General features: G+C 72.3%; 20 protein-coding genes and 1 tRNA gene. 12 read left to right on the top strand and 9 right to left on the bottom strand.

Annotation, left to right across the window (positions count from 1 at the left end):
* Positions 1 to 24 precede the first annotated feature (24 nt).
* Positions 25 to 438: a response regulator gene (locus E6P78_RS10500; RefSeq protein WP_136203272.1), complete on the bottom strand. Its 414-nt coding sequence runs from the start codon at positions 436 to 438 to the stop codon at positions 25 to 27.
* Between the two features lie 216 nt (positions 439 to 654).
* On the opposite strand from E6P78_RS10500, the gene E6P78_RS10495 reads away from it, so the two are divergent.
* Positions 655 to 726, top strand: a tRNA-Arg gene (locus E6P78_RS10495).
* A gap of 102 nt (positions 727 to 828) precedes the next feature.
* On the opposite strand, the gene E6P78_RS10490 is transcribed toward E6P78_RS10495, so the two are convergent.
* From E6P78_RS10490 to E6P78_RS10480, 3 genes are all read right to left on the bottom strand, one after another.
* Positions 829 to 2262 carry an ATP-binding protein gene (locus E6P78_RS10490; protein WP_136203271.1) on the bottom strand — a complete coding sequence of 478 codons (1434 nt, stop codon included), beginning with the start codon at positions 2260 to 2262 and terminating at the stop codon, positions 829 to 831.
* Positions 2263 to 2439: 177 nt separating this feature from the next.
* Positions 2440 to 2892 carry an ATP-binding protein gene (locus E6P78_RS10485; RefSeq protein WP_136203270.1) on the bottom strand — a complete coding sequence of 151 codons (453 nt, stop codon included), beginning with the start codon at positions 2890 to 2892 and terminating at the stop codon, positions 2440 to 2442.
* 71 nt (positions 2893 to 2963) lie between these two features.
* Positions 2964 to 3890, bottom strand: a complete 927-nt coding sequence (locus tag E6P78_RS10480) for a MarR family transcriptional regulator (RefSeq protein WP_136203269.1) — start codon at positions 3888 to 3890, stop codon at positions 2964 to 2966.
* 498 nt (positions 3891 to 4388) lie between these two features.
* On the opposite strand from E6P78_RS10480, the gene E6P78_RS10475 reads away from it, so the two are divergent.
* Together E6P78_RS10475 and E6P78_RS10470 are read left to right on the top strand one after the other, a co-directional pair.
* Entirely contained in the window at positions 4389 to 5252 is an 864-nt protein-coding gene (locus E6P78_RS10475; RefSeq protein ID WP_136203268.1) for a helix-turn-helix transcriptional regulator, read from the top strand.
* Positions 5249 to 5554, top strand: coding sequence for a DUF397 domain-containing protein (locus tag E6P78_RS10470; RefSeq protein WP_136203267.1), 306 nt, complete (start codon positions 5249 to 5251; stop codon positions 5552 to 5554). Before E6P78_RS10475 ends, E6P78_RS10470 begins: the two co-directional genes overlap by 4 nt.
* Positions 5555 to 5614: 60 nt before the next feature.
* Here the strand turns inward: E6P78_RS10470 and glyA are convergent, their stop codons facing one another.
* Entirely contained in the window at positions 5615 to 6898 is a 1284-nt protein-coding gene (gene glyA / locus E6P78_RS10465) for a serine hydroxymethyltransferase (RefSeq protein ID WP_136203266.1), read from the bottom strand.
* Positions 6899 to 7300: 402 nt separating this feature from the next.
* Between glyA and E6P78_RS10460 the strand changes: the two genes are divergently transcribed.
* Entirely contained in the window at positions 7301 to 9217 is a 1917-nt protein-coding gene (locus tag E6P78_RS10460) for a S53 family peptidase (RefSeq protein WP_136203265.1), read from the top strand.
* A 143-nt stretch (positions 9218 to 9360) separates the two neighbouring features.
* On the opposite strand, the gene E6P78_RS10455 is transcribed toward E6P78_RS10460, so the two are convergent.
* Positions 9361 to 10527 (bottom strand): Ku protein, encoded by a 1167-nt coding sequence (locus E6P78_RS10455; RefSeq protein ID WP_136203264.1) that lies wholly within the window; start codon positions 10525 to 10527, stop codon positions 9361 to 9363.
* A 62-nt stretch (positions 10528 to 10589) separates the two neighbouring features.
* Between E6P78_RS10455 and ligD the strand changes: the two genes are divergently transcribed.
* The 8 genes from ligD (at position 10590) to E6P78_RS10415 (ending at position 19780) form a co-directional block, all read left to right on the top strand.
* Entirely contained in the window at positions 10590 to 11486 is an 897-nt protein-coding gene (ligD, locus tag E6P78_RS10450) for a non-homologous end-joining DNA ligase (protein WP_136203263.1), read from the top strand.
* A gap of 148 nt (positions 11487 to 11634) precedes the next feature.
* Positions 11635 to 13749 (top strand): PBS lyase, encoded by a 2115-nt coding sequence (locus tag E6P78_RS10445; protein ID WP_136203262.1) that lies wholly within the window; start codon positions 11635 to 11637, stop codon positions 13747 to 13749.
* Complete coding sequence (locus E6P78_RS10440) at positions 13746 to 14081, top strand: zinc-ribbon domain-containing protein (RefSeq protein ID WP_136203261.1); 336 nt, start codon at positions 13746 to 13748, stop codon at positions 14079 to 14081. Before E6P78_RS10445 ends, E6P78_RS10440 begins: the two co-directional genes overlap by 4 nt.
* A gap of 123 nt (positions 14082 to 14204) precedes the next feature.
* Positions 14205 to 14939, top strand: a complete 735-nt coding sequence (locus E6P78_RS10435) for a hypothetical protein (RefSeq protein WP_136203260.1) — start codon at positions 14205 to 14207, stop codon at positions 14937 to 14939.
* A gap of 20 nt (positions 14940 to 14959) precedes the next feature.
* Positions 14960 to 16255, top strand: coding sequence for a HAMP domain-containing sensor histidine kinase (locus E6P78_RS10430; protein ID WP_240799133.1), 1296 nt, complete (start codon positions 14960 to 14962; stop codon positions 16253 to 16255).
* Between the two features lie 130 nt (positions 16256 to 16385).
* Positions 16386 to 17801 (top strand): FtsW/RodA/SpoVE family cell cycle protein, encoded by a 1416-nt coding sequence (locus tag E6P78_RS10425; protein WP_136203258.1) that lies wholly within the window; start codon positions 16386 to 16388, stop codon positions 17799 to 17801.
* On the top strand, positions 17798 to 19255 hold the full coding sequence (locus E6P78_RS10420; protein ID WP_136203257.1) for a penicillin-binding transpeptidase domain-containing protein: 1458 nt from the start codon (positions 17798 to 17800) through the stop codon (positions 19253 to 19255). Before E6P78_RS10425 ends, E6P78_RS10420 begins: the two co-directional genes overlap by 4 nt.
* 216 nt (positions 19256 to 19471) lie before the next feature.
* Positions 19472 to 19780, top strand: coding sequence for a hypothetical protein (locus E6P78_RS10415; RefSeq protein ID WP_136203256.1), 309 nt, complete (start codon positions 19472 to 19474; stop codon positions 19778 to 19780).
* Between the two features lie 48 nt (positions 19781 to 19828).
* Here E6P78_RS10415 and E6P78_RS10410 read toward each other — a convergent pair whose 3' ends face one another.
* The 3 genes from E6P78_RS10410 to E6P78_RS10400 all read right to left on the bottom strand — a co-directional run bounded on the left by E6P78_RS10410 (position 19829) and on the right by E6P78_RS10400 (position 22212).
* Positions 19829 to 20722, bottom strand: coding sequence for a hypothetical protein (locus tag E6P78_RS10410; protein ID WP_136203255.1), 894 nt, complete (start codon positions 20720 to 20722; stop codon positions 19829 to 19831).
* A 63-nt stretch (positions 20723 to 20785) separates the two neighbouring features.
* Positions 20786 to 21004: a hypothetical protein gene (locus E6P78_RS10405; RefSeq protein WP_206307775.1), complete on the bottom strand. Its 219-nt coding sequence runs from the start codon at positions 21002 to 21004 to the stop codon at positions 20786 to 20788.
* Positions 21005 to 21093: 89 nt separating this feature from the next.
* Positions 21094 to 22212, bottom strand: coding sequence for a ferritin-like domain-containing protein (locus E6P78_RS10400; protein ID WP_136203254.1), 1119 nt, complete (start codon positions 22210 to 22212; stop codon positions 21094 to 21096).
* Positions 22213 to 22232 lie beyond the last annotated feature (20 nt).

Genomic DNA, 22232 nt, shown 5'->3' with positions numbered 1-22232 from the left:
GGCGGTCACGATCCCGCCGCACGGTCAGCCCGCGGCGCTCTCCGCCCGCCCGGCACCCGGCCCGCCGTCCAGGACGGGCGGCCGCCCGCGCTCCACCAGCCGCCGCACGAGCCGCACCAGCTCGCTCGGCTCGAAGGGCTTGGCGAGGAACGCGTCGACACCGGCCGCGACCCCGTTGTCCACCTCGTACGGCGTGCAGGCGCTGACGATCGCGAGGGGCAGATGACCCGTGCGCGGATCGGACCGGAGTCTGGTGGCCGTCTGGAGACCGTCCAGCCGGGGCATGACGACATCGAGCGTGATGACATCGGGGCGGACCCGGTGCACCAGATCCAGACACTCGACACCATCGCCCGCGGTCACGACCTCGAAGCCCTCAAGCTCGAGATTGACCCTGATCAACTGCCGGATGACCTTGTTGTCGTCGACAACAAGCACGCGGCCGCATGCCCCTGACACCCTTCGAGAGTAGGCGGAGCGGAGGGGCTGCGTCCGGGTTTTGCCCACTTCCGTCCCCGGACGGGGGGCGCCGAGGTTGGCCGGATGTGTGTGCGACGAGCGGCCGGCCCCCGCGCGATGACGCGGAATACCTGTTCACGGGCACCCCGAGGAAGCTGGTAGTGTTTCACCCGTCGCCGAGCAGCACAGCGATACGCCCCCGTAGCTCAGGGGATAGAGCATCGGCCTCCGGAGCCGGGTGCGCAGGTTCGAATCCTGCCGGGGGCACTTCGCGAGAAGTGCTAAAGAAGCCTCTGACCTGCAGAAATGCAAGTCAGAGGCTTTCTTGTTCCATGCCGGAGACTCCGTGGTCCCCCGCCTTTTCCCCGGCTACCGCCAGGCACGGACAAGGTCCTCCGGGCCCCAGTGCGCTGCCAGAGGCAGATCGCCCTCGACACCGCAACGGGACACCGTGACCAGCGCCGTGTCCGGCCCCGCACCGGGCACGGCGAGCATGTCCCGTACCAGGGCGTCGTACTCACGACGGCCGAACGGCAGCGACTCCAGCCACTTCACCGAGCCGATGAAGTCGACCTGCCCCGCCACGGGTTCACGGTCGGCTCCGATCAGGTCGATCTCCGGGTTGTTCTGCCGGTTCCACCAGCCCCCGACCGCCTCCGTCCGCGGCCACCTCTCATCGGGCAGCAGCCGCAGCAGCGACTCGCGGACGACCGGCTCGACGGCCCGGCCCCGCCAGGTCGTCCACGACCGCTCGATGCGCTCCAGCGCCAGATCACCACGGCCACGCTCGATGAGCGGGATCCCGCGCCGCAGGAAGGCCAGCCAGAACCGGAGATACGGATCGGCGATCCGGTAGCGCTTGTTCTTGCTGTCCGCCTTGACGGAGAGCGGCAGGTCAGCGGCCAGGACGCGCTTGGCCAGCAGCGTGTTCAACAACGGAGACAGCGTGCCCGAGGGCAGCGCGCCCACACCGCCGGCCTGTGCGGCAATGGTGGAAAAGGTCCGCTCGCCGCTGCCGACCGCTTCCAGGATCGCGCGCGAGTGGGATGCCTCGGGAAACTCCCCCAGCAACGACAGTTCGCCCGCCACCAACAGCGGCGCAAGCGGGTTGGACACAGCCTCGCGCAGGAAGTCTCCGGGGCTCGTCCCCGGCCGCCAGGACTGAACGATCTCCGGGAACCCTCCGGTGATCAGCAGCGCGTCCACCGCTTCCGCCGCGTCAAGCCCGGTCATCGCCTGCACATCGGCCAGATGCAGCGGCTGTACGGTCATCTTGGCCGCCCGGCCGAAAAACGGGCGCCCATAGGACTGCAGCGCCTCCATCACCGACAGGTCACTGCCGACCAGGACCAACAGGACAGGCTTGGCGGACAGGTGCCGGTCCCAGACCGTCTGCAGCGCCCCCTCGAACTCCCCGTCCTGCTCCACCAGCCACGGCACCTCGTCGAGCACCGCGATGCTCGGGACATCGTCCGGAACCGCGACCGCCAGGGAGCGCAGCGCCTGGTTCCAGTCGGAAGCCTGCAGCCCGGCCACCAGATCGGCCCCGGGAAGAGGGGAATGCGCCAGCGTCGCGGCAAAGTCCGCCCGCTCGGCCACGGCATTGCGTCCCCGGGTCGCCTGGAAGAGCGCGTAGGGAAGCCCTGAACGGTCGCAGAACTCCTGAACCAGACGAGACTTGCCCACTCGACGCCGGCCCGTCAGGATCACAGCCTGGCCACGGGTGGCGCCCGTACCGCCGACCACCAGGCCCAGCTGCCGAGCCAGCTGATCCAGGTCGGCGGACCTGCCCTTGAACTCCATCAGAGCCCCAACCCGATCTCCATGAAACATAGATTCGATATTACGTAGATTGAATCTTACTTAGACTAGCCCGCTTCTACCGCCGCCGTCGGCAGCCCCGCCGAGACGACGGGTCGGGAATCCGCGAGCACAGGGCCGCACCTCGCTGCGTGCGGCCCCCTGTCCCGCAGTCCACCGTCAGAGGGGCAGGTCCAGTTCGGCCACGACCGTCTTGCCGACGCGGGCACGGTCCAGCACCTCCCACCTGTCGGCGAGCGCGCCCACCAGGAGCAGCCCCCGGCCCTCCTCGGCGAGCGGGGCGGGCTCGGTCACGCCCCCGGCGGGCGGGCGGCGTTCGCCCCGGGCGTCGGAGACCTCGATACGGAGGGTGCGGCCGGTGAGCCGGACGACCAGCTCGAAGTCCCGGCCGGGGACGCGGCCGTGCGTGACGGCGTTGGCGGCGAGTTCGGCGACGAGCACGGCGACGGTGTCGGATGCCGTGGTGCCGTGCGGCACGCCCCAGGCGTCGAGCTGGTGCAGGGCGAGCCGCCGGGCGAGCCGGGCGCCGCGCGGGGTGGAGCTGAAGCGCTGGGTGAACGCGCTTGCGGTGGCCGGAGCTTGAGGGGCGACCGCGATGGGCAGTGGTGTCATGCCCCCAATCTGGCGGTACGTCCACACCGCGCACCAGTGATCGGCCGCGTACTCAGGGTGAGCGTACGCACTCAGGGTGTCCGCATCAGCCCCCGGAGCCCGGCGACGCGGGCCGAGACTCCAGGGGCGCCGTCCGGGGTCACGGACGGGGTGTACGAGACCCGGCACGGGCGGCAGAGGCCGTCCGGGAGGGCGTCCGCCGGACCGGGGCGGCCGCATTCGACACACTCCACCCGGAGCCCGCTCGCGGGGCCCGTCGCGTCCGGCAGGTGCGGCGGCATCTTGTCGGCGAGGCGGCGGCGTACCAGGCCGAGCGGGTGCGTGACGGCCTCCGGCAGCCCGGCCGTGAGCGCCGACGTCAGGTGCTCGGCGCCGACACCGCGTGCGAACCAGGCGGCGGCGAGCGGTTCCAGGGCGGCGCAGTCGGCGGCGGAGAGCGCCAGCCGGGGTTCACGGCGGCCGAGTCCGGCGAGGGCGAGGTAGGCGGCGGAAGGCGGGGCGGCGGCTTCCGACTGCGGGGGCACGGGCGACTTGGGGGCAGGGCGCTCGGCGGTGCGCTGCGGGGGTACGTCCACCGGCTCCGCATGCGGGGCGGCGGCCGAGCCGGAGAGCGCGGTGATCCACCACTCGTTGTCGCGGGCGGTCCGGGACCAGTAGGTGTACGTCACCCAGCGGCACGTGCCGTCCCCTTCGACCCGCCGCCGCACGCGCCGCAGGTGGCCCGCCACGGCGAGGGCGCGCAGGGCGGTGCCGATGGCCATCTGGCCGTACAGGGGGAGGTCCTTGGCCAGCGACTTGATGTCCATGGCGGCCCCGTCGGGAAGGCGGTCGACGTAAGCCGCGACGTACCGCTCACGCTCGGGCAGGGAGGCGAAGTCGGCGGGGCGGGAGGGATCTTGACCGGGGACGGTCTGCTTGCCGTAGCCGGAGTTGGCCGTGCGGTGCGGGCGTGGGGCTTCGGGCGCGGAGGGGGCGGGGCTAAAGTGCTGGGCAGCCATGAGATCGGTCTTTCATTGGGTGTCGATCTTGGGTCAGACCCCGGCCGGTGCGAGAACACCGCGTCGGGGTCGTTTCGTTGGGGGCACCGTAAGCAGTCGCGACTTTCCGCTGCAACTCGCTCACTATTAGTCATACTTGCTGGCCGTGACGGGGTGGGGAGGGTGGGAGGGTTTCCCCTTCCCGCCCTCCCCGCCGGATGGAAAACACCGCTCGGGTCTTGGATCTCGAAGCCCAAGGGCACCCCGAACACACCGCCCGGGACCCAAGAGTCGAGACCCGAGACCCGAGACCCGACCGTGCGGCCGGAACGCACAGGTGGTCGATGCCCCGGCACGGCACTTCGCACGCAACGCCGAAATCCCCGTTCACGCCAGGCTCGCAGCGCGTACGCTGCGTCAGCGTACGCACACGCCTGGTGGACAGTACGTAACCCCCGCCTCGACCATGACACCGAGTCAGAAGCGGTACGACGGGGTGCGGCGCGAAAGGTGGCCACGATGGCCTACGGGAACACGGACGGCGGTACGGGATCTGCGGGCGGTACGGAGCCGGGGGCTTCGGACAGTCTGCGCACGTTCGGCGCGGTCGTCCATGCCCTACGCGAACACGCGGGCCTGAGCCGCGAGGAGTTCGGCGCCCTCGTCGGCTACTCGAAGCACACGATCGCCTCCATCGAGCAGGGCCGCCGCTGGCCGGAGCGCGGCTTCGTGGAGAGCGCGGAGCCTGTGCTCGGTAACACGGGTGCCCTTCGCAAGGCCGCACCGTATCTGACCCGGCAGGCCGGTCTCGCGAGTTGGTTCGTGCAGTGGGCACGCCTGGAGGCGACGGCGATCAGCCTCTACACGTACGAATGCCGGGTGATCCCCGGCCTGTTGCAGACCGAGGCGTACGCACGAGCCATCTCGCTCGACGTACCGCCCCTGCCGGACCCTGAGGAGCTGGAAGAGCGGATCGCGGCGCGGATGGCCCGTCAGGAACTGCTGTCCGTCAGCCGGAAGCCTCCGACCGCGTTCAGCTTCATCGTGGAGCAGTCGGTGCTGGAGCGGCACACGGGCGGGGACGACGTCACGCGTGAACTCCTTGATCACCTGATCGAGTTGATCGAGGGGAACTGGAACGTGGAGTTTCAGATCATGCCTACGCGACGGGTATCGCATGCCGGGACGGACGGACCCATGCGGCTGGCCGAGACTCCTGAGCACCGCTGGTTCGCGTACTCGGAGGGGCAGCAGAACGGACGGCTGATTTCCGACCCGAAAGAGATCAGCATCCTCCAGCAGCGGTATGCGAAACTGCGCTCACAGGCTCTGACTCCCGAGGACTCGCTGAGCCTGCTGAAGCGAATGCGAGGAGCGCTATGAGCACGTCCGGCCTGACCTGGTTCAAGAGCAGTTACAGCGGCTCGCAGGGTGACGATTGCGTCGAGGTGGCGATGGACTGGCGCAAGTCGAGCTACAGCGGCTCGGAGGGGGACAACTGCGTCGAGGTGGCAATGGACTGGCACAAGTCCAGCTACAGCGGCTCCCAGGGCGACAGCTGCGTCGAGGTCGCCGCCTGCCCCGCCGCCGTCCACGTCCGGGACTCCAAGGACCAGCGCATCCCCGAACTCGCCCTCTCCCCCGCCGCGTGGGGCGAGTTCGTCACGTACGCCGCCCGGGGCTGAGCCCCAAGCCGTGCCCCGCACCGGTCGACTCCGGTGCGGGGCACAGTCATGCGCGCCGCGTCAGGCGACCGGCAGCCCCGGTGCCGGGTATCCGGCCATCAGCTCCTTCACCTCGGCCCGAACCGCGCCGATCGTGGCCTCGTCGCCCGCGCGGGCGGCCGTGATCACGCGGTCGATCCACCCCGCGACGGCCGCCATCTCCGACCCCGGGACGCCCCGCGAGGTGAGCGCCGGGGTGCCGATGCGGATGCCGGAGGGGTCGAAGGGCTTGCGGGGGTCGTAGGGGACGGCGTTGTAGTTGACGACGATGCCGGCGCGGTCGAGGGCCTTGGCGGCGGTCTTGCCGGGGATGTCCTTGCTGGTGAGGTCCACCAGGAGCAGGTGGTTGTCGGTGCCGCCGGAGACCAGGTCGAAGCCCCGGGCGGCCAGTTCCCCGCCCAGCGCTCGCGCGTTGGCGACCACCCTGTGGGCGTAGGAGCAGAACGCCGGGGTGGCCGCCTCGTTCAGGGCGACGCCGATGGCGGCCGTGGTCTGGTTGTGCGGGCCGCCCTGGAGGCCGGGGAAGACGGCGCGGTCCAGGGCGCGGGCGTGCTCGACGCGGCTGAGCAGCATCGCGCCGCGCGGGCCGCGCAGGGTCTTGTGCGTCGTGGTGGAGACGACGTCCACGTGCGGGGCGGGCGAGGGGTGGGCGCCGCCCGCGACCAGGCCCGCGATGTGGGCGATGTCGGCGACCAGGACCGCGCCCACCTCGCGGGCGATCTCCGCGAAGCCCGCGAAGTCGATCTCGCGGGGCACGGCGGTGCCGCCGCAGAAGATCAGCTTCGGCCGCTCGGCGAGGGCCAGGTCGCGGACCTCGTCCAGGTCGACGCGGCCGGTGTCGCGGCGCACGCCGTACTGGACGCCGTTGAACCAGGTGCCGGTGGCGGAGACGCCCCAGCCGTGCGTGAGGTGGCCGCCCATCGGCAGGGACATGCCGAGCACGGTGTCGCCGGGCTTGAGGAAGGCCAGGTAGACGGCGAGGTTGGCGGGTGAGCCGGAGTACGGCTGGACGTTGGCGTGGTCCATGCCGAAAAGGGCGCGGGCGCGCTCGGCGGTGAGGGTCTCGACCTGGTCGATGACCTGCTGGCCCTCGTAGTAGCGCTTGCCGGGGTAGCCCTCGGAGTACTTGTTCTGGAGCACCGTGCCGGAGGCTTCGAGCACGGCGGCGGAGACGTAGTTCTCGCTGGGGATCAGGCGCAGGGTGTCGGCCTGGAGCTGTTCCTCGGCGGCCACGAGTGCGGCGAGCTCCGGATCGGCTGCCGCCAGGGCGGGGTGGCGGGGCTGTGCGGGTACGGACGCGGTCACGGGGTTCCTCCCGGGTCGGTCGCATGGCTGCGGCGTGGACCCGGATGCCCAGGCGGACGGCTCTCCGGCATGACGCCCCCGGGCACGCCCGGGGTGTGCCGCTCCCTCGTGGTCGATTCCACTGAGCACCCCGCGCGGGGATGCGCGCCAGTCGCGGCGTCTCGCACTTTACCGGGCGGGCGGGCGGGGCACGCAAGGCTCGGGTACCCGGCGATTTGTGACGAACCGGCCGTCGTACGGGGCCGTTTGGCCGAGTCTTGGTGAATGCATGCCCCCTGCATGAGGTGTTCCTCGCCAGAGTGGCGCCTTACATGTGCACATCATCCGGCACATGATCCATCCGCGAGACCCACATCGCAGGGGGTTGTTTTGAGAATCAGCCGCGCCCGACGACGCGCCGGGATGAGCCTGGCAGTGACACTGCCGCTGCTCGCCGGGGCGCTCGCCCTCGGGATACCCGACGCCAGTGCCGATTCCGCGCCCGGCGCCCGGGACGCGTTGCAGGGCACCAAGCCGGCCTGGGCCACCGCCACGGCCGACCAGGGAGCCACCTCCGACAGCGGGAAGGTGTCCGTCCGGGTCCACCTGGCCGGGCGGGACGCGAAGGGCCTCGCCGCCTACGCCGCCGCCGTCTCCGACCCGAAGTCCCCCTCGTACGGGAAGTACCTGAGCCCCGCGCAGGCGCAGGCCCGGTTCGGGGCCACCCGGGAGCAGATCGACCGGGTCAGCACGTGGCTGAAGTCCAGCGGGCTGACGGTCACCGGCGCCGACCAGCACTACGTCTCGGCCACCGGTGAGGTCGCCGCCGCCGAGAAGGCGTTCAGCACCCAGCTGCGCAACTACCGTAAGGGCAGCCGCACTTACCGGGCGCCCGCCTCCACCGCCTCGGTGCCGGCCGCGCTGGGCGACGTCGTGCTCGCCGTGTCCGGCCTGGACAACGCCCCGCACACCTCACGTCACGACGACGTGCTGCCGCCCCCGGACGATGTGTTCCGAAACTCCGGCCCGTTCTCCTCGTACTACGGCTCCAGGACCGCCTCCTCGCTGCCGAAGGCGTACGGCTCCAAGGTGCCGTACGCGGTCAAGGGGTACACCGGCAAGCAGCTGCGCGCCGCGTACGGGGCCGGGAGCTACACCGGCAAGGGGGTGACCGTCGCGATCACCGACGCGTACGCCTCCCCCACCATCGCGAAGGACGCCGCCGAGTACGCCAAGCGCAACGGGGACGCGGCCTACCGGCGCGGCCAGCTGCGCCAGGTGCTGCCGGACGCGTACACGAAGACCGAGGAGTGCGGCGCCTCCGGCTGGTACGGGGAGGAGACCCTCGACGTCGAGGCCGTGCACGCGGTCGCGCCCGCCGCCGACATCGTGTACGTGGGCGGCGCCTCCTGCTACGACGACGACCTGCTCGACTCGCTGAACAAGGTCGTCGACCACCGGCTCGCGGACATCGTCTCCAACTCCTGGGGCGACATCGAGGCGAACCAGACCCCCGATCTGGCGCTCGCCTACGACCGGGTGTTCATGATGGGCGCGGTCGAGGGCATCGGCTTCTACTTCTCCTCCGGTGACGCCGGCGACAACGTGGCCTCCACCGGCACCAAGCAGATCGACGTCCCGTCCAACTCGGCGTGGGTGACCTCGGTCGGCGGTACGTCGCTGGCGGTCGGCAAGCACGACACGTACCAGTGGGAGACCGGCTGGGGCACCCTGAACGCCCCGCTGGCGGCGGACGGCCGGAGCTGGACCGGGTTCCCCGGCGCGTACAGCTCGGGCGCGGGCGGCGGCACCAGCTCCACCGTGAAGCAGCCGTCCTACCAGCGCGGGATCGTGCCCGACTCGCTGGCCAGGGCGAACGGGAAGACCCGGATGCGCACGGCCCCGGACATCGCGGCCGTCGCCGACCCGAACACCGGCTTCCTGGTCGGCCAGACCCAGACGCTGCCCGACGGCTCGCTGGGCTACGACGAGTACCGCATCGGCGGCACCTCGCTGGCGGCCCCGGTCATCGCCGGCATCCAGGCGCTGGTGCAGCAGGCCCAGCACGGCCGGCCGATCGGTTTCGCCAACCCGGCGATCTACGCCCGGTACCACTCGAAGGCGTACCACGACGTGACGGACCACCCGCTGGGCGCGCGGCGTGACCTGGCGGTGGCCCGGGTGGACTTCGCCAACGGTTATGACGCGGCGGACGGCCTGAAGACGTCGGTGCGGAGCCTGGGCAAGGACGCCTCGCTGTCGGCGGTGCGCGGATACGACGACGTGACGGGCGTCGGCACGCCGGCCGCCGGCTATGTGAGTTCCTACCGCCGGCGCTGATCTCCGGGGGGTGTGGGGCCGGCCGCCGGTTCTCGGCGGCCGGCCCCGTGCGTGCGGGCTCCCGCGTGCGGGTTCACGCGGCCGGGTTCACGCGGCCGGGCTCCCGCGTGCGGGTTCACGCGGCCGGGTTCGCGCGGGTCCGGTCAGGCCGAGGCGCGCTTGCGGGAGGTGCCGCTCTTCGAGGCTGTCTGCTTCTTGGCCGGCGTCTTCTTGGCGGCCGTCTTCTTGGCCGTGCTCTTGGAGGCCGCGCTCTTGGAGGCCGCGCTCTTGGAGGCCGTCTTCTTCGCGGACGCCTTGCCCGTGCCCGCCGTGGACTTCTTACCTCCGGAGGACTTGGGCGAGGAGGCGGACTTCTTCGCGGAGCCGCCGGAGCCCGAGCCGCCGGAACCGGAGCCGGAGCCCGAGGCGGCCTTCTTGCGGGCGGAGCCGGACGCCTTGCGGTCGGCGATCGAGGTGACGCCGGCGACGGGCCGCTCGCCCGCGCCGTCGCCCTCGCCGCCGTCGCCGCCCGCCTCCTCGTCCGTCTCCTCGCCGCGGGCCTCCTTCGCGGCCCGGACGCTGCTCTCCAGGGCGGCGATCAGGTCGATGACCTTGCCGCCGCCGGAGGTGCCCTTCTCGGCCGGCTCCGGGACCTCGCCCGACGCCTTGGCGGCGATCAGCTCCTCGACCGCCTCGCGGTAGTCGTCGTGCAGCGAGTCCATGTCGACCTCGCCGAGGGTGTCCATCAGGGCGTCCGCGAGGTCGAGCTCGGCGTCGCGCACCGTCACGTCGGACTCCGGCGCGACGCCCTCGGGGGCGCGGATCTCGTCCGGCCAGAGCAGCCCGTGCATGGCGATCACGTCGTCCACGACCCGCAGCATGCCCAGCCGCTCGCGCCCGCGCAGCGCGTACTTGGCGAGCGCGACCTTCCGGCTCCGCTTCAGCGCCTCGCGCAGCAGGGTGTACGGCTTGGCGGCCGGAACGCCGTTGGCGGAGAGGTAGTACGCCGCGTCCATCTGGAGCGGGTCGATCGCGTCGGCCGGCACGAAGGCGACGATCTCGATCGTCTTGGCGGTGGGCAGCGGCAGCTTGCCCAGGTCCTCGTCGGTGATCGGGATCATCGTGCCGTCGGCGTCCTCGTACGCCTTGCCGATCTCGGCCGGGGTCACCTCCTCGCCGTCCAGTTCGCACACCTTGCGGTAGCGGATGCGGCCGCCGTCCTCGACGTGGATCTGCCGGAAGGAGATCGAGTGGTTCTCGGTGGCGTTGACCAGCTTGATCGGGATGCTGACCAGCCCGAAGGAGATGGCGCCGTTCCAGATGGACCTCACCGGTTCACCCCTTACGTCCGCATATACGAAGAAAATACCTATTTACGTGTGATTCTTATCGTATGACGCCGATCACGGAGGTGGAGGGGCGACGCCTGTCACTGAGCAACCTGGACAAGGTGCTGTATCCGGCCACCGGCACCACCAAGGGCGAGGTGCTGCACTACTACGCGGCCACGGCGTCCGAGGTCCTGCTCGCGCATCTGCGGGACCGGCCGGTGTCCTTCCTGCGCTACCCGGACGGGCCGGACGGGCAGCTGTTCTTCGCCAAGAAACCGCCGCCCGGTACTCCGTCCTGGGTACGCAGGACGACGGTGCCGCACCGCGAGAGCGAACCGGCCGAACAGGTGGTCGTCCAGGATCTGGCCTCCCTGATGTGGGCCGCGAACCTGGTGGTGGAGTTCCACACCCCGCAGTGGCGGGCCGAGACGCCCGCGGTGGCCGACCGGCTGGTGTTCGACCTGGACCCGGGGGCGCCCGCCACGGTCGTGGAATGCTGCCGGGTCGCGCTGTGGCTGCGCGAGCGGCTGGCCGAGGACGGCCTGGAGGCGTACGGGAAGACCTCGGGCTCCAAGGGCCTGCACCTGCTGGTGCCGATCGTCCCCACCGCTTCGGCGGCGGTCTCGGCGTACGCGAAGGGGCTGGCCGTCCGGGCGGAGCGGGAGCTCACGGACCTGGTGGTGCACCGGATGCGGCGGGCGCTGCGGCCGGGCAAGGTGTTCGTGGACTTCAGCCAGAACGCCGCCGCGAAGACCACAGCCACGCCCTACACCCTGCGCGCACGGGCCGAGCCCTCCGTATCGGCGCCGGTCACCTGGGCGGAGATCGAGCAGTGCCGCGCCCCCGGCGATCTGGTCTTCCTGGCGGGTGACATGGCCGGGCGGCTGGCCCGCCACGGCGATCTGCTCGCCCCGCTCCACGAGCCCGGCCGGGGCCGGCCGATCCCGGACCCCGCGTAGGCGTACGCGCCCCGCACCCATACCGCACGCGCGCGGGTCTTGTCATGTCCAAGGGTAAATGCGTGCGGGCGGTGGTCGGATTGTCCGAGCCGTGGTGCACACTCTGCCCAGACACTGCTTTCGTGGACGTCGGTGGGGAGGCGATGGCGTGTTCGCGGGGATCGAAGAGGTCGACTGGGCCTCGATGGAGCATGCCTACGGGCCTGCGGACGACGTGCCCGGACTGCTGCGCGGCCTGGCGTCCGCCGATCCCGCGGAGCGCGAAGGCGCCCTGGACGGGATGTACGGGGCGGTGCACCACCAGGGCGACGTCTACGCGTGCACGCTCGCCTGCATCCCCTTCCTCTTCGAGCTGGTGGTCGATCCGGCGGTCCCGGACCGGGGCGACATAGTCGAGCTGCTGACCAGCATCGGCGGCATCGACCTCGACGAGGACGACGAGGAGGAGATCGACGAGGACGAGGCGGAGGGCGCGGCGAACTACGCGATGGCGGCTGCGGCCGTCTCCGCCGGCGCCGGGGTGTTCTTCCCCCTGATGGCCGACGAGGACCGGGGCGTACGGCTCTCCGCCCCGCTCGCCCTGGCCACCCTGCACGACGACCCGGCCCGGGTGCTGGCCCTGCTGCGCGAGCGGCTGGCGGTGGAGGCGGACGAGGAGGTGCGGCTCGCGCTGGTCGAGGCGGCGGGGCGGCTCGCGCTGCGCCACCGGCCGCTGACCCGGCCGGTCGCCGACTGGCTGAGCCGGCTGGCCGCCGAGGCCAATCCGCCGGGGCTACGGCTGGCGGCCCTGGCCCAGCTGGCGCGCTGCGCGCCGCGCTCGCTGCCGGGCGATGTGGTGCCGCTGGTGACGGGGCTGCTGCGGCAGCTGCGCACGCTCCCCGGCCCGGTCGGCGCCCGGCCCCGAGGCGCCGAGCCGCCCGGGACCGCCGCCCCCGAGGCCGCCCCGGTGACACTGCTGGGCCAGCTGCGGGCGCTGGCGGCCGAGGAGAACGCGGGGCGTACGGCGCCCTGGACGGCCGATCTGCTGCGCACCCTGCACGTCGGACTGAACGACCGCATCGCCGAGCGGACCGCGCTGCTGACCGATCAGCTGCACAGCCCCGACGCCTGGCAGCGCATCGACGCCGTGCGCATGAGCGGCGGGCTCATAGGGGGCTGGCGGGGCGCCTACGCGGAGCTGGTGGGGCTGGTGGGCGAACAGCTCACCTCGCCCGAGCCGAAGCTCGCCGAGGCCGCCTCGCACATGCTGGAGGGGCTGTTCGGCCTGGCCGCCCCGGCGGCGGACGCGCTGGCGGCGCGCGTCGCGGCGGACCCAGGGGCGTGGGTCCGGGAGTGGGCGGACGGGCGGACGACGCTCGGCAGCGCGGTGAAGGCCCTGGCCCGGCTGGGCGACGCCCGCGCGCTGCCGGCCCTGGCCGCCGCCCTCGACCACCCGCAGGTGCCGTACGACGTGGGGCCCGGCGTCGCGCACCTGGGCGAGGCGGCCCGGCCGCTGGCCGGTGCGCTGCGGCGCCGGCTGGGCGAGGTGGTGTTCGACGAGCGGGCCTACGACCGGGCGGGCCCGCTGCTGACCGGACTCACCGCGCTGCGGGCGGGCGAGGCCGCCCCGGAGGTCCTGCGGGTCCTGCGCGGCACCCCGGAGTTCCGGGGCGAGTGGCTGCGTACGGCGGCGCTGCGAGCGCTCGCCTCCTTCGGGCCCGCCGCGCGCTGCGCCGCGCCGGAGCTGCGGACGCTGGTGCGGCGCCCCGGGACGGCGGAGGCGGTCGAGGCGGCCGGGGCCCTGTGGGCGGTGGAGGGGGACGCCGACGCGGTGCTTCCCGCGCTGATCGAGGGACTGACGACACAGGACGTGCACGCGCGGCGCGCGGCGGCGAGCGCGCTGGGCCCGCTGGGTGAGCGGGCGGCGGTGACCGCGCCCCGGCTGCGGGCCCTGCTGCGCCACGAGGAGCTGTGGCTGCGGGTGGACGCGGCGATCGCCCTGTGGGAGGTTTCCGGGCGGGCCGCGGAGTCCGTCCCGGTGCTGCTGGCGGCCTGGGAGCAGAACCGGCACGTCCGGGTCCGGGTGGCGGAATGCCTGGCGCGGATGGGGCCCGCTGGTGCAGGGTCGGACGCGGCACACGTGCTGCTCGCCGAGCTCACCTCCGTACGCCGTCACAACGCGACGGACGGCGCCTACGGCAGCCACGACACGTACACCGACGAAAAGCTGCTGGTGCTATGCCGCCGGGCGCTCCTGGGGAACACGGGGAAGGAACCCACATGATCATTTTCGGCACGCGAGGTTATCTGTACCAGCTGGCAGTCCTGACGCTGGTCTGCGGCTGGTGCGGGAACCCGGCCGCGCACACGCTGCGCAAGCGGGTCACGAAGTTCACGCTGTTCTTCGTGCCGCTGTTCCCCTTCTCGACCAAGTTCGCCACGCAGTGCACGTTCTGCGGCGGCGAGCAGCAGATACCCAAGGAGCAGGCCGACCAGTTGCTGGCCCAGCACCTGGCGTCGCAGAGCGGCAACCCGTACGGCCAGCCGCAGCACCCGGGCTACGCGCCGGGCGTGCCGGGTGCGCCGGGCCAGGGGCAGAACCCGTACCAGCACTGACTGCACATCAGCACTAAATACACATAAGGGACTTCCTTCCGAATAAGGTCGACGGGACGGGGCCGCGCGCCGGTGCGGCGTCGGCCCGTCCGCCCCTCGGGAACCCCGGGAACGGAGGAAGTCATGCGTCCGCGGCTGCTGCCGGCCCTCGTGGCCGTCGCCGGTGCCGTGCTGCTGGCCGGCTGCGGCACCGGCGGGGAACTGCGGAGTGCCGGCCGGACGTCGGCCGCGATCGGCCCGGTGCGTCTGTGGCCGACGCTGCCCCCGCCGTCCGCCGCCCCGTACGACTACGGCGAGGGCGAGACCGCGCGCATCCCCGGCATCCGCGTCCCGGGCGACGATGTGCACCGGCTGGACCCGGTGGCGGTGGTGCAGGCGGGGCTGAAGGCGCTGCCCAACCGGTCCAGCGGCGTCAACGAGCTGCCGGACCGGACGGTGGAGCAGGTCGACGCCTGCCGCAGCGCGCCCCGTTCCTGCCCGGTGCTGCCGCCGTACTTCCGGGACCTCACCGGCGACGGCAAGGACGAGATGGTCCTCGCCGTCCGGCTGCCCGGCCGTCAGCTCTCGGTCCGGGTCTACATGCCGGACTCCGGCGCGCTGACCCGCATCATGGCCACCACGGACGCGGTGATCAGCGTGGAGCTGGCCGGCCGGGACCTGATCATGCGGGCGCCCTCGGCGATCACGGGCTACGAGTACCGCACGGCGTGGTCCTGGGACGACCGGCAGCGCGCGATGCTGCCCACTCAGGACGAGATCCTGCGCACCGGACAGGACCGGCGGCACCCGCCGAGCCCGCGCCCCTCCGCCCCGGGGACGCCCCGGCCCACGGCATCCGTCCCGGCGGAGCGCCGGTGAGCCGCCGGGCGGGAGCGCCGATGGGCGGGCGCAGGCGCCGGCTGCGGCTGCCCGCCTGGACCGCGACGCTCACCTGGAAGTCCGCGGTGTTCATCACCGTGATGTGCTGCCTGCTCGCCGCACTCCTCGGCGTGCTGGTCCACACCGCGGTCACCCGTCAGACGGTCGGCCACGCCCGCGAGAAGGCGCTGTCCCGGCTCACCGATGCCTCCCGCGCCTACGAGGCGGGCGAGGCGCTGCCGCTGCGTTCCGGGGTGGACCCGCCGGGGCTGCCCGGTCCACTGCGGGCCCTGGCGGCGAGCGGGCGGCGGGGCACCATGGTCGCCGGACACCTCGGGCGCCCGGCGATGTGGGCCGCCGCCCCGGCGGACGGCGGGCGGGCGCTGTCGGTCTGGACCGACTACAGCCAGAGCGCCCGCACGATCAACGGCCTGGACGGGGCGATCATCGGCTCCTCGCTGCTGGCGATCGGCGCCACCCTGCTGGTCGGCGCGTTCGCCGTCACCCGGGTCACCCGGCGGCTGCACCAGACGGCGCGGGTGGCCCGGCGGATCGGCGCGGGCGATCTGGACGCCCGCGTCAACGATCCGCGTACGGGGGACCCGGCGCGCCGGCAGGACGAGGTCGCCGTCGTCGCCGGGGCGCTCGACACGATGGCGTCGGCGCTCCAGCGCAAACTGCAGGCCGAGCAGCGGTTCACCGCCGATGTGGCGCACGAGCTGCGGACCCCGCTGACCGGTCTGTCGGCCGCCGCCGAACTGCTGCCGCCGGGCCGGCCCTCCGAGCTGGTGCAGGACCGGGCGCGGGCCCTGCGCGCCCTGACCGAGGACCTGCTGGAGATCTCGCGCCTCGACGCCCGTACCGAGCACGTCGACCTCGATGTGCACGAGCTGGCACCGCTCGCCGCCCGGGTGGTGCGCGCCTCGGGCACCGACACGGAGGTCGTGGTCGCCGGGGAGCCGGTGCGCGTCGAGACGGACAAGCGGCGCCTGGAACGGGTGCTGGGCAACCTGATCAGCAACGCGCACCGGCACGGCACGCCGCCGGTGGTCCTGACGGTCGACGGACCGGTGGTGACCGTACGCGACCACGGCGACGGCTTCCCGGATTACCTGACCGCGGGCGGCCCGCAGCGCTTCCGTACGGAGGCCGGCGGCAAGGGGCACGGCCTCGGGCTGACCATCGCCGCCAGGCAGGCCGAGGTGATGGGCGCCGCGCTCTCCTTCGGGAACGCGCCGGACGGCGGGGCGGTGGCCCGGCTGACGCTGCCGCACTACGTACGCCTCGACGAGGAGGAACCACCGGCCGGGCCCTGAGGGCCCGTAAACACCGCGAACCCCGTAAACACAGCGAACTCCGTAAACACCGTGAACTCCGCGAACCTCCGCGAACCTCCGCACCAGTACATAAGGTAAATAACCCCCACCTCTTGCTACGTTGCGGGGCATGACCGCAACGACGGCGGACGCACCCCCGCCCGAGCTGCGCCTGCCCAAGCGGCGCGGCGTGGAACTCTCGCTCCTGATCGGGGCCGTCCTCATCTCCGTCTACGGCTACGCCGCGGTCGGGCTGGCCCACGACGACGCGGTCCCGCCCGATGTCGCCGGGTACGGCGGCGGCCTGGGGCTGCTCGCGCTACTCGCCCATCTCGCGGTCCGCTTCCGCGCCCCGTACGCCGATCCGCTGCTGCTGCCCATCGCGGTCCTGCTCAACGGCCTGGGCCTGGTGCTGATCTACCGGCTGGACCTGGAGACGCCGGGCGACCGGGCGGCGACGACCCAGCTGATCTGGTCCACGCTCGGCGTCGCGTTCTTCATCGCGGTGGTGGTCTTCCTGCGCGACCACCGGGTGCTCCAGCGCTACGCGTACCTCTCGGTCGCCGCCGCCCTCGTCCTGATGATCGTGCCGATCTTCTTCCCGGCGGTGAACGGGGCGAAGATCTGGATCAGGATCGGCGGCTTCTCCTTCCAGCCCGGCGAGTTCGCCAAGATCCTGCTCGCGGTGTTCTTCGCCGCCTACCTCGCGGCGAACCACAACGCCCTCGCGCACACCGGCCGCAGGATCTGGAAGCTCCAGCTGCCCGCCGGGCGGGTGCTCGGGCCGATCGTGGCGATCTGGCTGCTCAGCGTCGGCGTCCTGGTCCTGGAACGCGACCTGGGCACCTCGCTGCTGTTCTTCGGGCTGTTCGTGATCCTGCTGTACGTGGCGACCGGGCGGACCGGCTGGATCGCGGTCGGGCTGCTGCTCGCGGCGGTCGGCGCGTTCGTCGTGGGCTCCTTCGAACCGCATGTGCACAGCCGGGTGCAGGACTGGCTCGACCCGTTCGCCTCGATCGACGCCGGCCGGGGGCCCGGCCAGCTCGCCCAGTCACTGTTCGCCTTCGCCGCGGGCGGGATGCTCGGCACCGGTCTCGGCCTCGGCCACTCGGTCCTCATCGGTTTCGCCGCCAAGTCCGACTTCATCCTGGCGACGGCCGGCGAGGAGCTGGGCTTTGCCGGTCTGACCGCCGTCTTCCTGCTGTACGCGCTGCTCGTGGCGCGCGGCTACCGGGCCGGGCTCGCGCTGCGCGACGCGTTCGGGCGGCTGCTGTCGATCGGTCTGGCCTCGATCCTGGCGCTCCAGGTGTTCGTGATCGCGGGCGGGGTGATGGGGCTGATCCCGCTGACGGGGATGGCGATGCCGTTCCTGGCGCAGGGCGGTTCCTCCGTGGTCACCAACTGGATCATCGTGGCGCTGCTGATCCGGGTCAGCGACCTCGCCCGCCGGCCCGCGCCCGACGAGGTGGAGACCGGGGTCGTGGCATCGGTCCCGTCGTCCCCGTCGTTCCCGTCGTTCCCGTCGTTCCCGGAGGACGAGCGGTGATCCGCCACATCCGGCACGCCGCCGCCTTCTGCCTGCTGCTGCTCGTGGCGCTGCTGGTGAACGCCGCCCGCGTCCAGGTCTTCGACGCCGACGAGCTGGACGGCAACCCCGCCAACCGCCGTAACACCATCGCCCGTTACGACCAGCCGCGCGGCAACATCCTGGTCGACGGCCGGCCCGTCACCGGCTCGAAGGACACCGGCGAGCAGCTCGCCCACGAACGCACCTACCGCTACGGCCCGCTGTACGCGCCGGTGACGGGATACGCCTCGCAGACGTACGGCACCACCCTCATCGAGAACGCCGAAGACGCGATCCTCTCCGGCACCGACCCGCTGCTCGCCCCGCTCCCCTTCTGGAACGAGGTCAGCCGGGACCGGCAGCCGGGCGGTGATGTCGTTACCACCGTCAAGGACGCGGTGCAGCGCGCCGCCTACCGGGGGCTCGGCAACCGGCGGGGCGCGGTCGCGGCCATCGAGCCGTCGTCGGGCCGCATCCTCGCGCTGGTCTCGACCCCCTCGTACGACCCCGGGCGGCTGTCCGGCACCGGCTCGTCGGTGACCGACGCCTGGCGTGAGCTGAACGCGTCGAGCAGCCGGCCGATGCTCAACCGGGCGATCCGGCAGACCTATCCGCCCGGCTCCACGTTCAAGATCGTGACGGCGGCGGCGGCCCTGGACGCGAAGGTCGTCACCGACCCGGACGCGGCGACCGACACCCCGTCCCCGTACGTGCTGCCGGGCACCTCCACCGTCCTGCCCAACGAGTCGCGCGGCTGCGAGAAGGCGTCGCTGGCCGACGCGATCCGGGTCTCGTGCAACACCGTGATGGCGCACCTGGGGGTGGAGGTCGGGCTCGACGGCATGGTGGCGGCTGCCGAGCGCTTCGGCTTCAACGACACGGGCCTGAAGATCCCGTCGGGGGTGGCGAAGAGCAACTTCGACCGGGAGATGAGCGACGACCAGCTGGCCCAGTCCTCGATCGGCCAGTTCGACACGACGGCGACCCCGCTCCAGATGGCGATGGTGGCGGCGGCCGTCGCCAACGGCGGGGAGCTGATGTACCCGCACCTGGTGGAGCGGACGACCAAGCACAGCGGCGCGACGGTCCACACCACCGGTTCGCGCTCCTACCACCGGGCGATGAACCAGATGACGGCGATGCGGCTGCGGCAGATGATGGTCGACGTGGTGCGGGACGGCACCGGCACGAACGCGGCGATCGACGGGGCGACGGTCGGCGGCAAGACCGGCACGGCCCAGCACGGCGTCGACAACTCGGACCTGCCCTACGCCTGGTTCATCTCCTGGGCGCAGGCGGACGGCGCGGCCCGCCCGGCGGTGGCGGTCGCCGTGGTCGTCGAGGACGCCGAGGCCGACCGGGCCGACATCAGCGGCGGCGGCAGCGCGGCCCCGATCGCCCGTTCCGTGATGGAAGCCGCCCTGGAAGACTGACCCGTGACGGTTTTGGTGGCCGGCCGGGGCCGGGACGCGGAGCTGCTGGGCGCGGCCCGGGCGGTGGAGCGGGCCCTGTCACCGGTCGCGGGATGAGGGAAACGATCCGCCCGCACAAGTACCCGAACACCGCAGCTGAGTACGTGTACTCAGGACCGCGCCGGCCCCAGGCGGCAGCCTGGACACCGACAGCCACCCCCCAGAAGGAGCCCCACCGTGCGCACAGCCCGTCGTCCCCGCCGCCTCCGGACCGCCACCGCCGCCCTCGCCGTCACCGGCGCGGCCCTGGCGCTGCTCACGTCCGCCTGCTCCATGGAGGACGCGGTGTGCTCCGGCGGCGAGTACCCGGTGCTGTACGTGGGCAGTACCGGGAGCGCCTGTGTGCCGGACGGCCAGGAGCCGCCCAAGGGGTACGCCCGCTATCCGGAGGGCAAGGTCCCCAAGCACGTGGACGACAAGTGGTGGACGTACTGGAACACCCACACCCTGGACGCGGACGGGAACATCATCGACGCGTCGGACTGATCAGCCGGCCGCCTGATCAGCCGCCGGACCGGTCAGCCGCCGGACCGGTCAGCTCGCCCCGGTGGTCTCGATCGGCTTGCGCATCTCCTTGCGGACCCGGGCCGTGTCCAGCGCCGCCTTGTCGAGGTCGACCTTCTCCGGGTCCTGGAGCGCGGTCTCGGCGGTGATGACGGCGACGAAGGAGGCGGTGTTGCCGTCGCCCCACGCGCACATCGGGAGGGTGCTGGTGACGCCTCCCTCCTTCGACCGGGCGACCTGGCAGGAGACGGTGATCCCGTAGCCCTCGGGGGTGAACTCCCGGGCGGGCACGACCACGGTCAGCCCGTCCGTCTCGGCGGCCCCTTCCAGGATCTTGTCCCGGGAGAACTCCGGGGACTTGATGCGGCCCCACATGCCGGAGACGACCAGGGTTCCGCCGCCCTTGGAGGTGTACTGCGTGACCACCGCCTTCGCGTCGCGGATGGTCGGGTCGTACGTGTCCTCGACGTCCTTCCCGTCCGTCGCCGAGGAGTCCTTCAGCAGGGTGTACTCGTCGTCCAGCAGCGTCTTCGGCACGGTCAGCCGGTATTCGGCCGCCGGGAAGCTCCCGGCCGTCGGAAGCGTCCCGTCGTCCGCCTCGTCCACCAGCCGCGCGACCCCGAAGGCGATGCCGCCGGCCACCACGAGCGCCCCGGCGACGACCGCGGCGATCAGCCCGGCCCTGTTCCGCCTGGGCGGCGGCATCCCCGGGAACCCCGGCCCGCCGGGCGCCGCGCCCCAGGGCGCGGGCGGCATCGGAGCGCCCTGCGGATACCCGTAGGGCGGCGGCTGCTGTCCGGGCAACGGCTGCTGGGCGTACGGATTCTGCCGGGGCCCCGGCTGGGGCTGGGGCTGCGGCGGGCCGTAGGGGCCCTGGGGGGCGCCGTACGGGCCCTGCGGCGGCTGGGGCGGGGGCGTGGTCATGGCGCCCAAGCTACGGCATGCACACGAACACGATTTCGAGGGTCCGGGCGCGCGTGGAGGCCGTCAGCGTCCCGCCGCGCGGTCGATGGCGGCGGACGGGTACGGCGTGCGCCTGCTCACCGTCAGCAGGCGGCGGTGGAAGGCGTCCAGGACGACGGCGGGCGCCGCGTGCCGGTCGACGAGGGCGGCCACCTCGGGCGGTACGCCACCGGGACGGTCGCCCGCGATCCAGTCGCGCAGGAAGGCGGCGTCGCGCACCCGGTCGAAGAGGTGGTGGCGCACCAGGTGGCCGGCGACGTAGTGCCGGTCGTAGGCGAGGTGAGAGCCGGGCGGAGGCGCGGCCGTGGGCGGCCAGGCGTGCGAGGTGCCGCTCAGACTCCTGCCGCACCCGCCCCGCCCTGGCTGATCGCCTCGGCCACCTCCGCCACCCGGGCCTGCTCCTCCGCCTCGAAGCGGTCCCTGTCCAGCTGTTCGGCTATCTCCTCGTCCTGGGCCATGAGCAGGTCCAGGTTGGAGTCGCCGAGTTCGAGGACGCCCATGTCGACGTAGGCCTTCTGCAGCCGTTCGCCCCACAGGCCGATGTCCTTGACGCACGGGACGATGCGGCTGAAAAGCAGCTTGCGGAAGAGCTGGAGGAATTCGGAGTGCTCGGAGAGGTCCTTCGCCTCCTGCTTGCCGATGCCGAAGTTCTCCAGGACCTCGACCCCGCTGAGCCGGTCGCGCATCAGGTAGCAGCCCTCGATGACGAACTCCTCGCGCTCGCGCAGTTCCGCGTCGCTGAGCTGCTTGTAGTAGTCGCGCAGCGCCATCCGCCCGAAGGCGACGTGGCGGGCCTCGTCCTGCATGACGTACGCGAGGATCTGCTTGGGCAGCGGCCGGGTCGTGGTGTCGCGGATCATGCCGAACGCGGCGAGGGCCAGGCCCTCGATGAGGACCTGCATGCCGAGGTAGGGCATGTCCCAGCGCGAGTCGCGCAGGGTGTCGCCGAGCAGCCCCTGGAGGTTGTCGTTGACCGGGTAGAGCATTCCGACCTTCTCGTGCAGGAACCGGCTGTAAATCTCCGCGTGCCTGGCCTCGTCCATGGCCTGGGTCGCGGAGTAGAACTTGGCGTCCAGGTCGGGGACGGACTCCGTGATCCGGGCCGCGCAGATCATCGCGCCCTGCTCGCCGTGCAGGAACTGGCTGAACTGCCAGGCGGTGTAGTGCCTGCGCAGCTCGCCCCGGTCCTTCTCGGTCATCTTCGCCCAGTGCGGGGTGCCGTACAGCGTCAGCGCCTCGTCGGGGGTGCCGAGCGGGTCGTCCGGGTCGACCTCCAGGCTCCAGTCGATGCGCTTGTTGCCGTCCCACTGCTTGTCCTTGCCCTTCTGGTACAGGGCGAGAAGGCGCTCGCGGCCGTCGTCGTAGTCCCAGCTGAAGCGCGCGGCACCCGAGGCGGGCACCTCCCACAGCGGCTGATCGGGGGCGGTGGTGTAGAGGTCGTGGGTCGACACGGACGGCTCCTTCGCCTCGC

This window comes from Streptomyces sp. A0958 (genome assembly GCF_004795035.1).
Taxonomy (GTDB): domain Bacteria; phylum Actinomycetota; class Actinomycetes; order Streptomycetales; family Streptomycetaceae; genus Streptomyces.
Note: the sequence above shows the minus strand (reverse complement) of the source record. Positions and strands in the feature narration are given on the sequence as shown.

What these genes read in the sequence shown, in the direction of transcription:
- E6P78_RS10490 (WP_136203271.1), bottom strand. Translation starts at nt 2,262, where the DNA reads ATGGAGTTCAAGGGCAGGTCCGCCGACCTGGATCAGCTGGCTCGGCAG.
- E6P78_RS10485 (WP_136203270.1), bottom strand. Translation starts at nt 2,892, where the DNA reads ATGACACCACTGCCCATCGCGGTCGCCCCTCAAGCTCCGGCCACCGCA.
- E6P78_RS10480 (WP_136203269.1), bottom strand. Translation starts at nt 3,890, where the DNA reads ATGGCTGCCCAGCACTTTAGCCCCGCCCCCTCCGCGCCCGAAGCCCCA.
- E6P78_RS10475 (WP_136203268.1), top strand. Translation starts at nt 4,389, where the DNA reads ATGGCCTACGGGAACACGGACGGCGGTACGGGATCTGCGGGCGGTACG.
- E6P78_RS10470 (WP_136203267.1), top strand. Translation starts at nt 5,249, where the DNA reads ATGAGCACGTCCGGCCTGACCTGGTTCAAGAGCAGTTACAGCGGCTCG.
- E6P78_RS10460 (WP_136203265.1), top strand. Translation starts at nt 7,301, where the DNA reads ATGAGCCTGGCAGTGACACTGCCGCTGCTCGCCGGGGCGCTCGCCCTC.
- ligD (WP_136203263.1), top strand. Translation starts at nt 10,590, where the DNA reads ATGACGCCGATCACGGAGGTGGAGGGGCGACGCCTGTCACTGAGCAAC.
- E6P78_RS10440 (WP_136203261.1), top strand. Translation starts at nt 13,746, where the DNA reads ATGATCATTTTCGGCACGCGAGGTTATCTGTACCAGCTGGCAGTCCTG.
- E6P78_RS10435 (WP_136203260.1), top strand. Translation starts at nt 14,205, where the DNA reads ATGCGTCCGCGGCTGCTGCCGGCCCTCGTGGCCGTCGCCGGTGCCGTG.
- E6P78_RS10430 (WP_240799133.1), top strand. Translation starts at nt 14,960, where the DNA reads ATGGGCGGGCGCAGGCGCCGGCTGCGGCTGCCCGCCTGGACCGCGACG.
- E6P78_RS10425 (WP_136203258.1), top strand. Translation starts at nt 16,386, where the DNA reads ATGACCGCAACGACGGCGGACGCACCCCCGCCCGAGCTGCGCCTGCCC.
- E6P78_RS10410 (WP_136203255.1), bottom strand. Translation starts at nt 20,722, where the DNA reads ATGACCACGCCCCCGCCCCAGCCGCCGCAGGGCCCGTACGGCGCCCCC.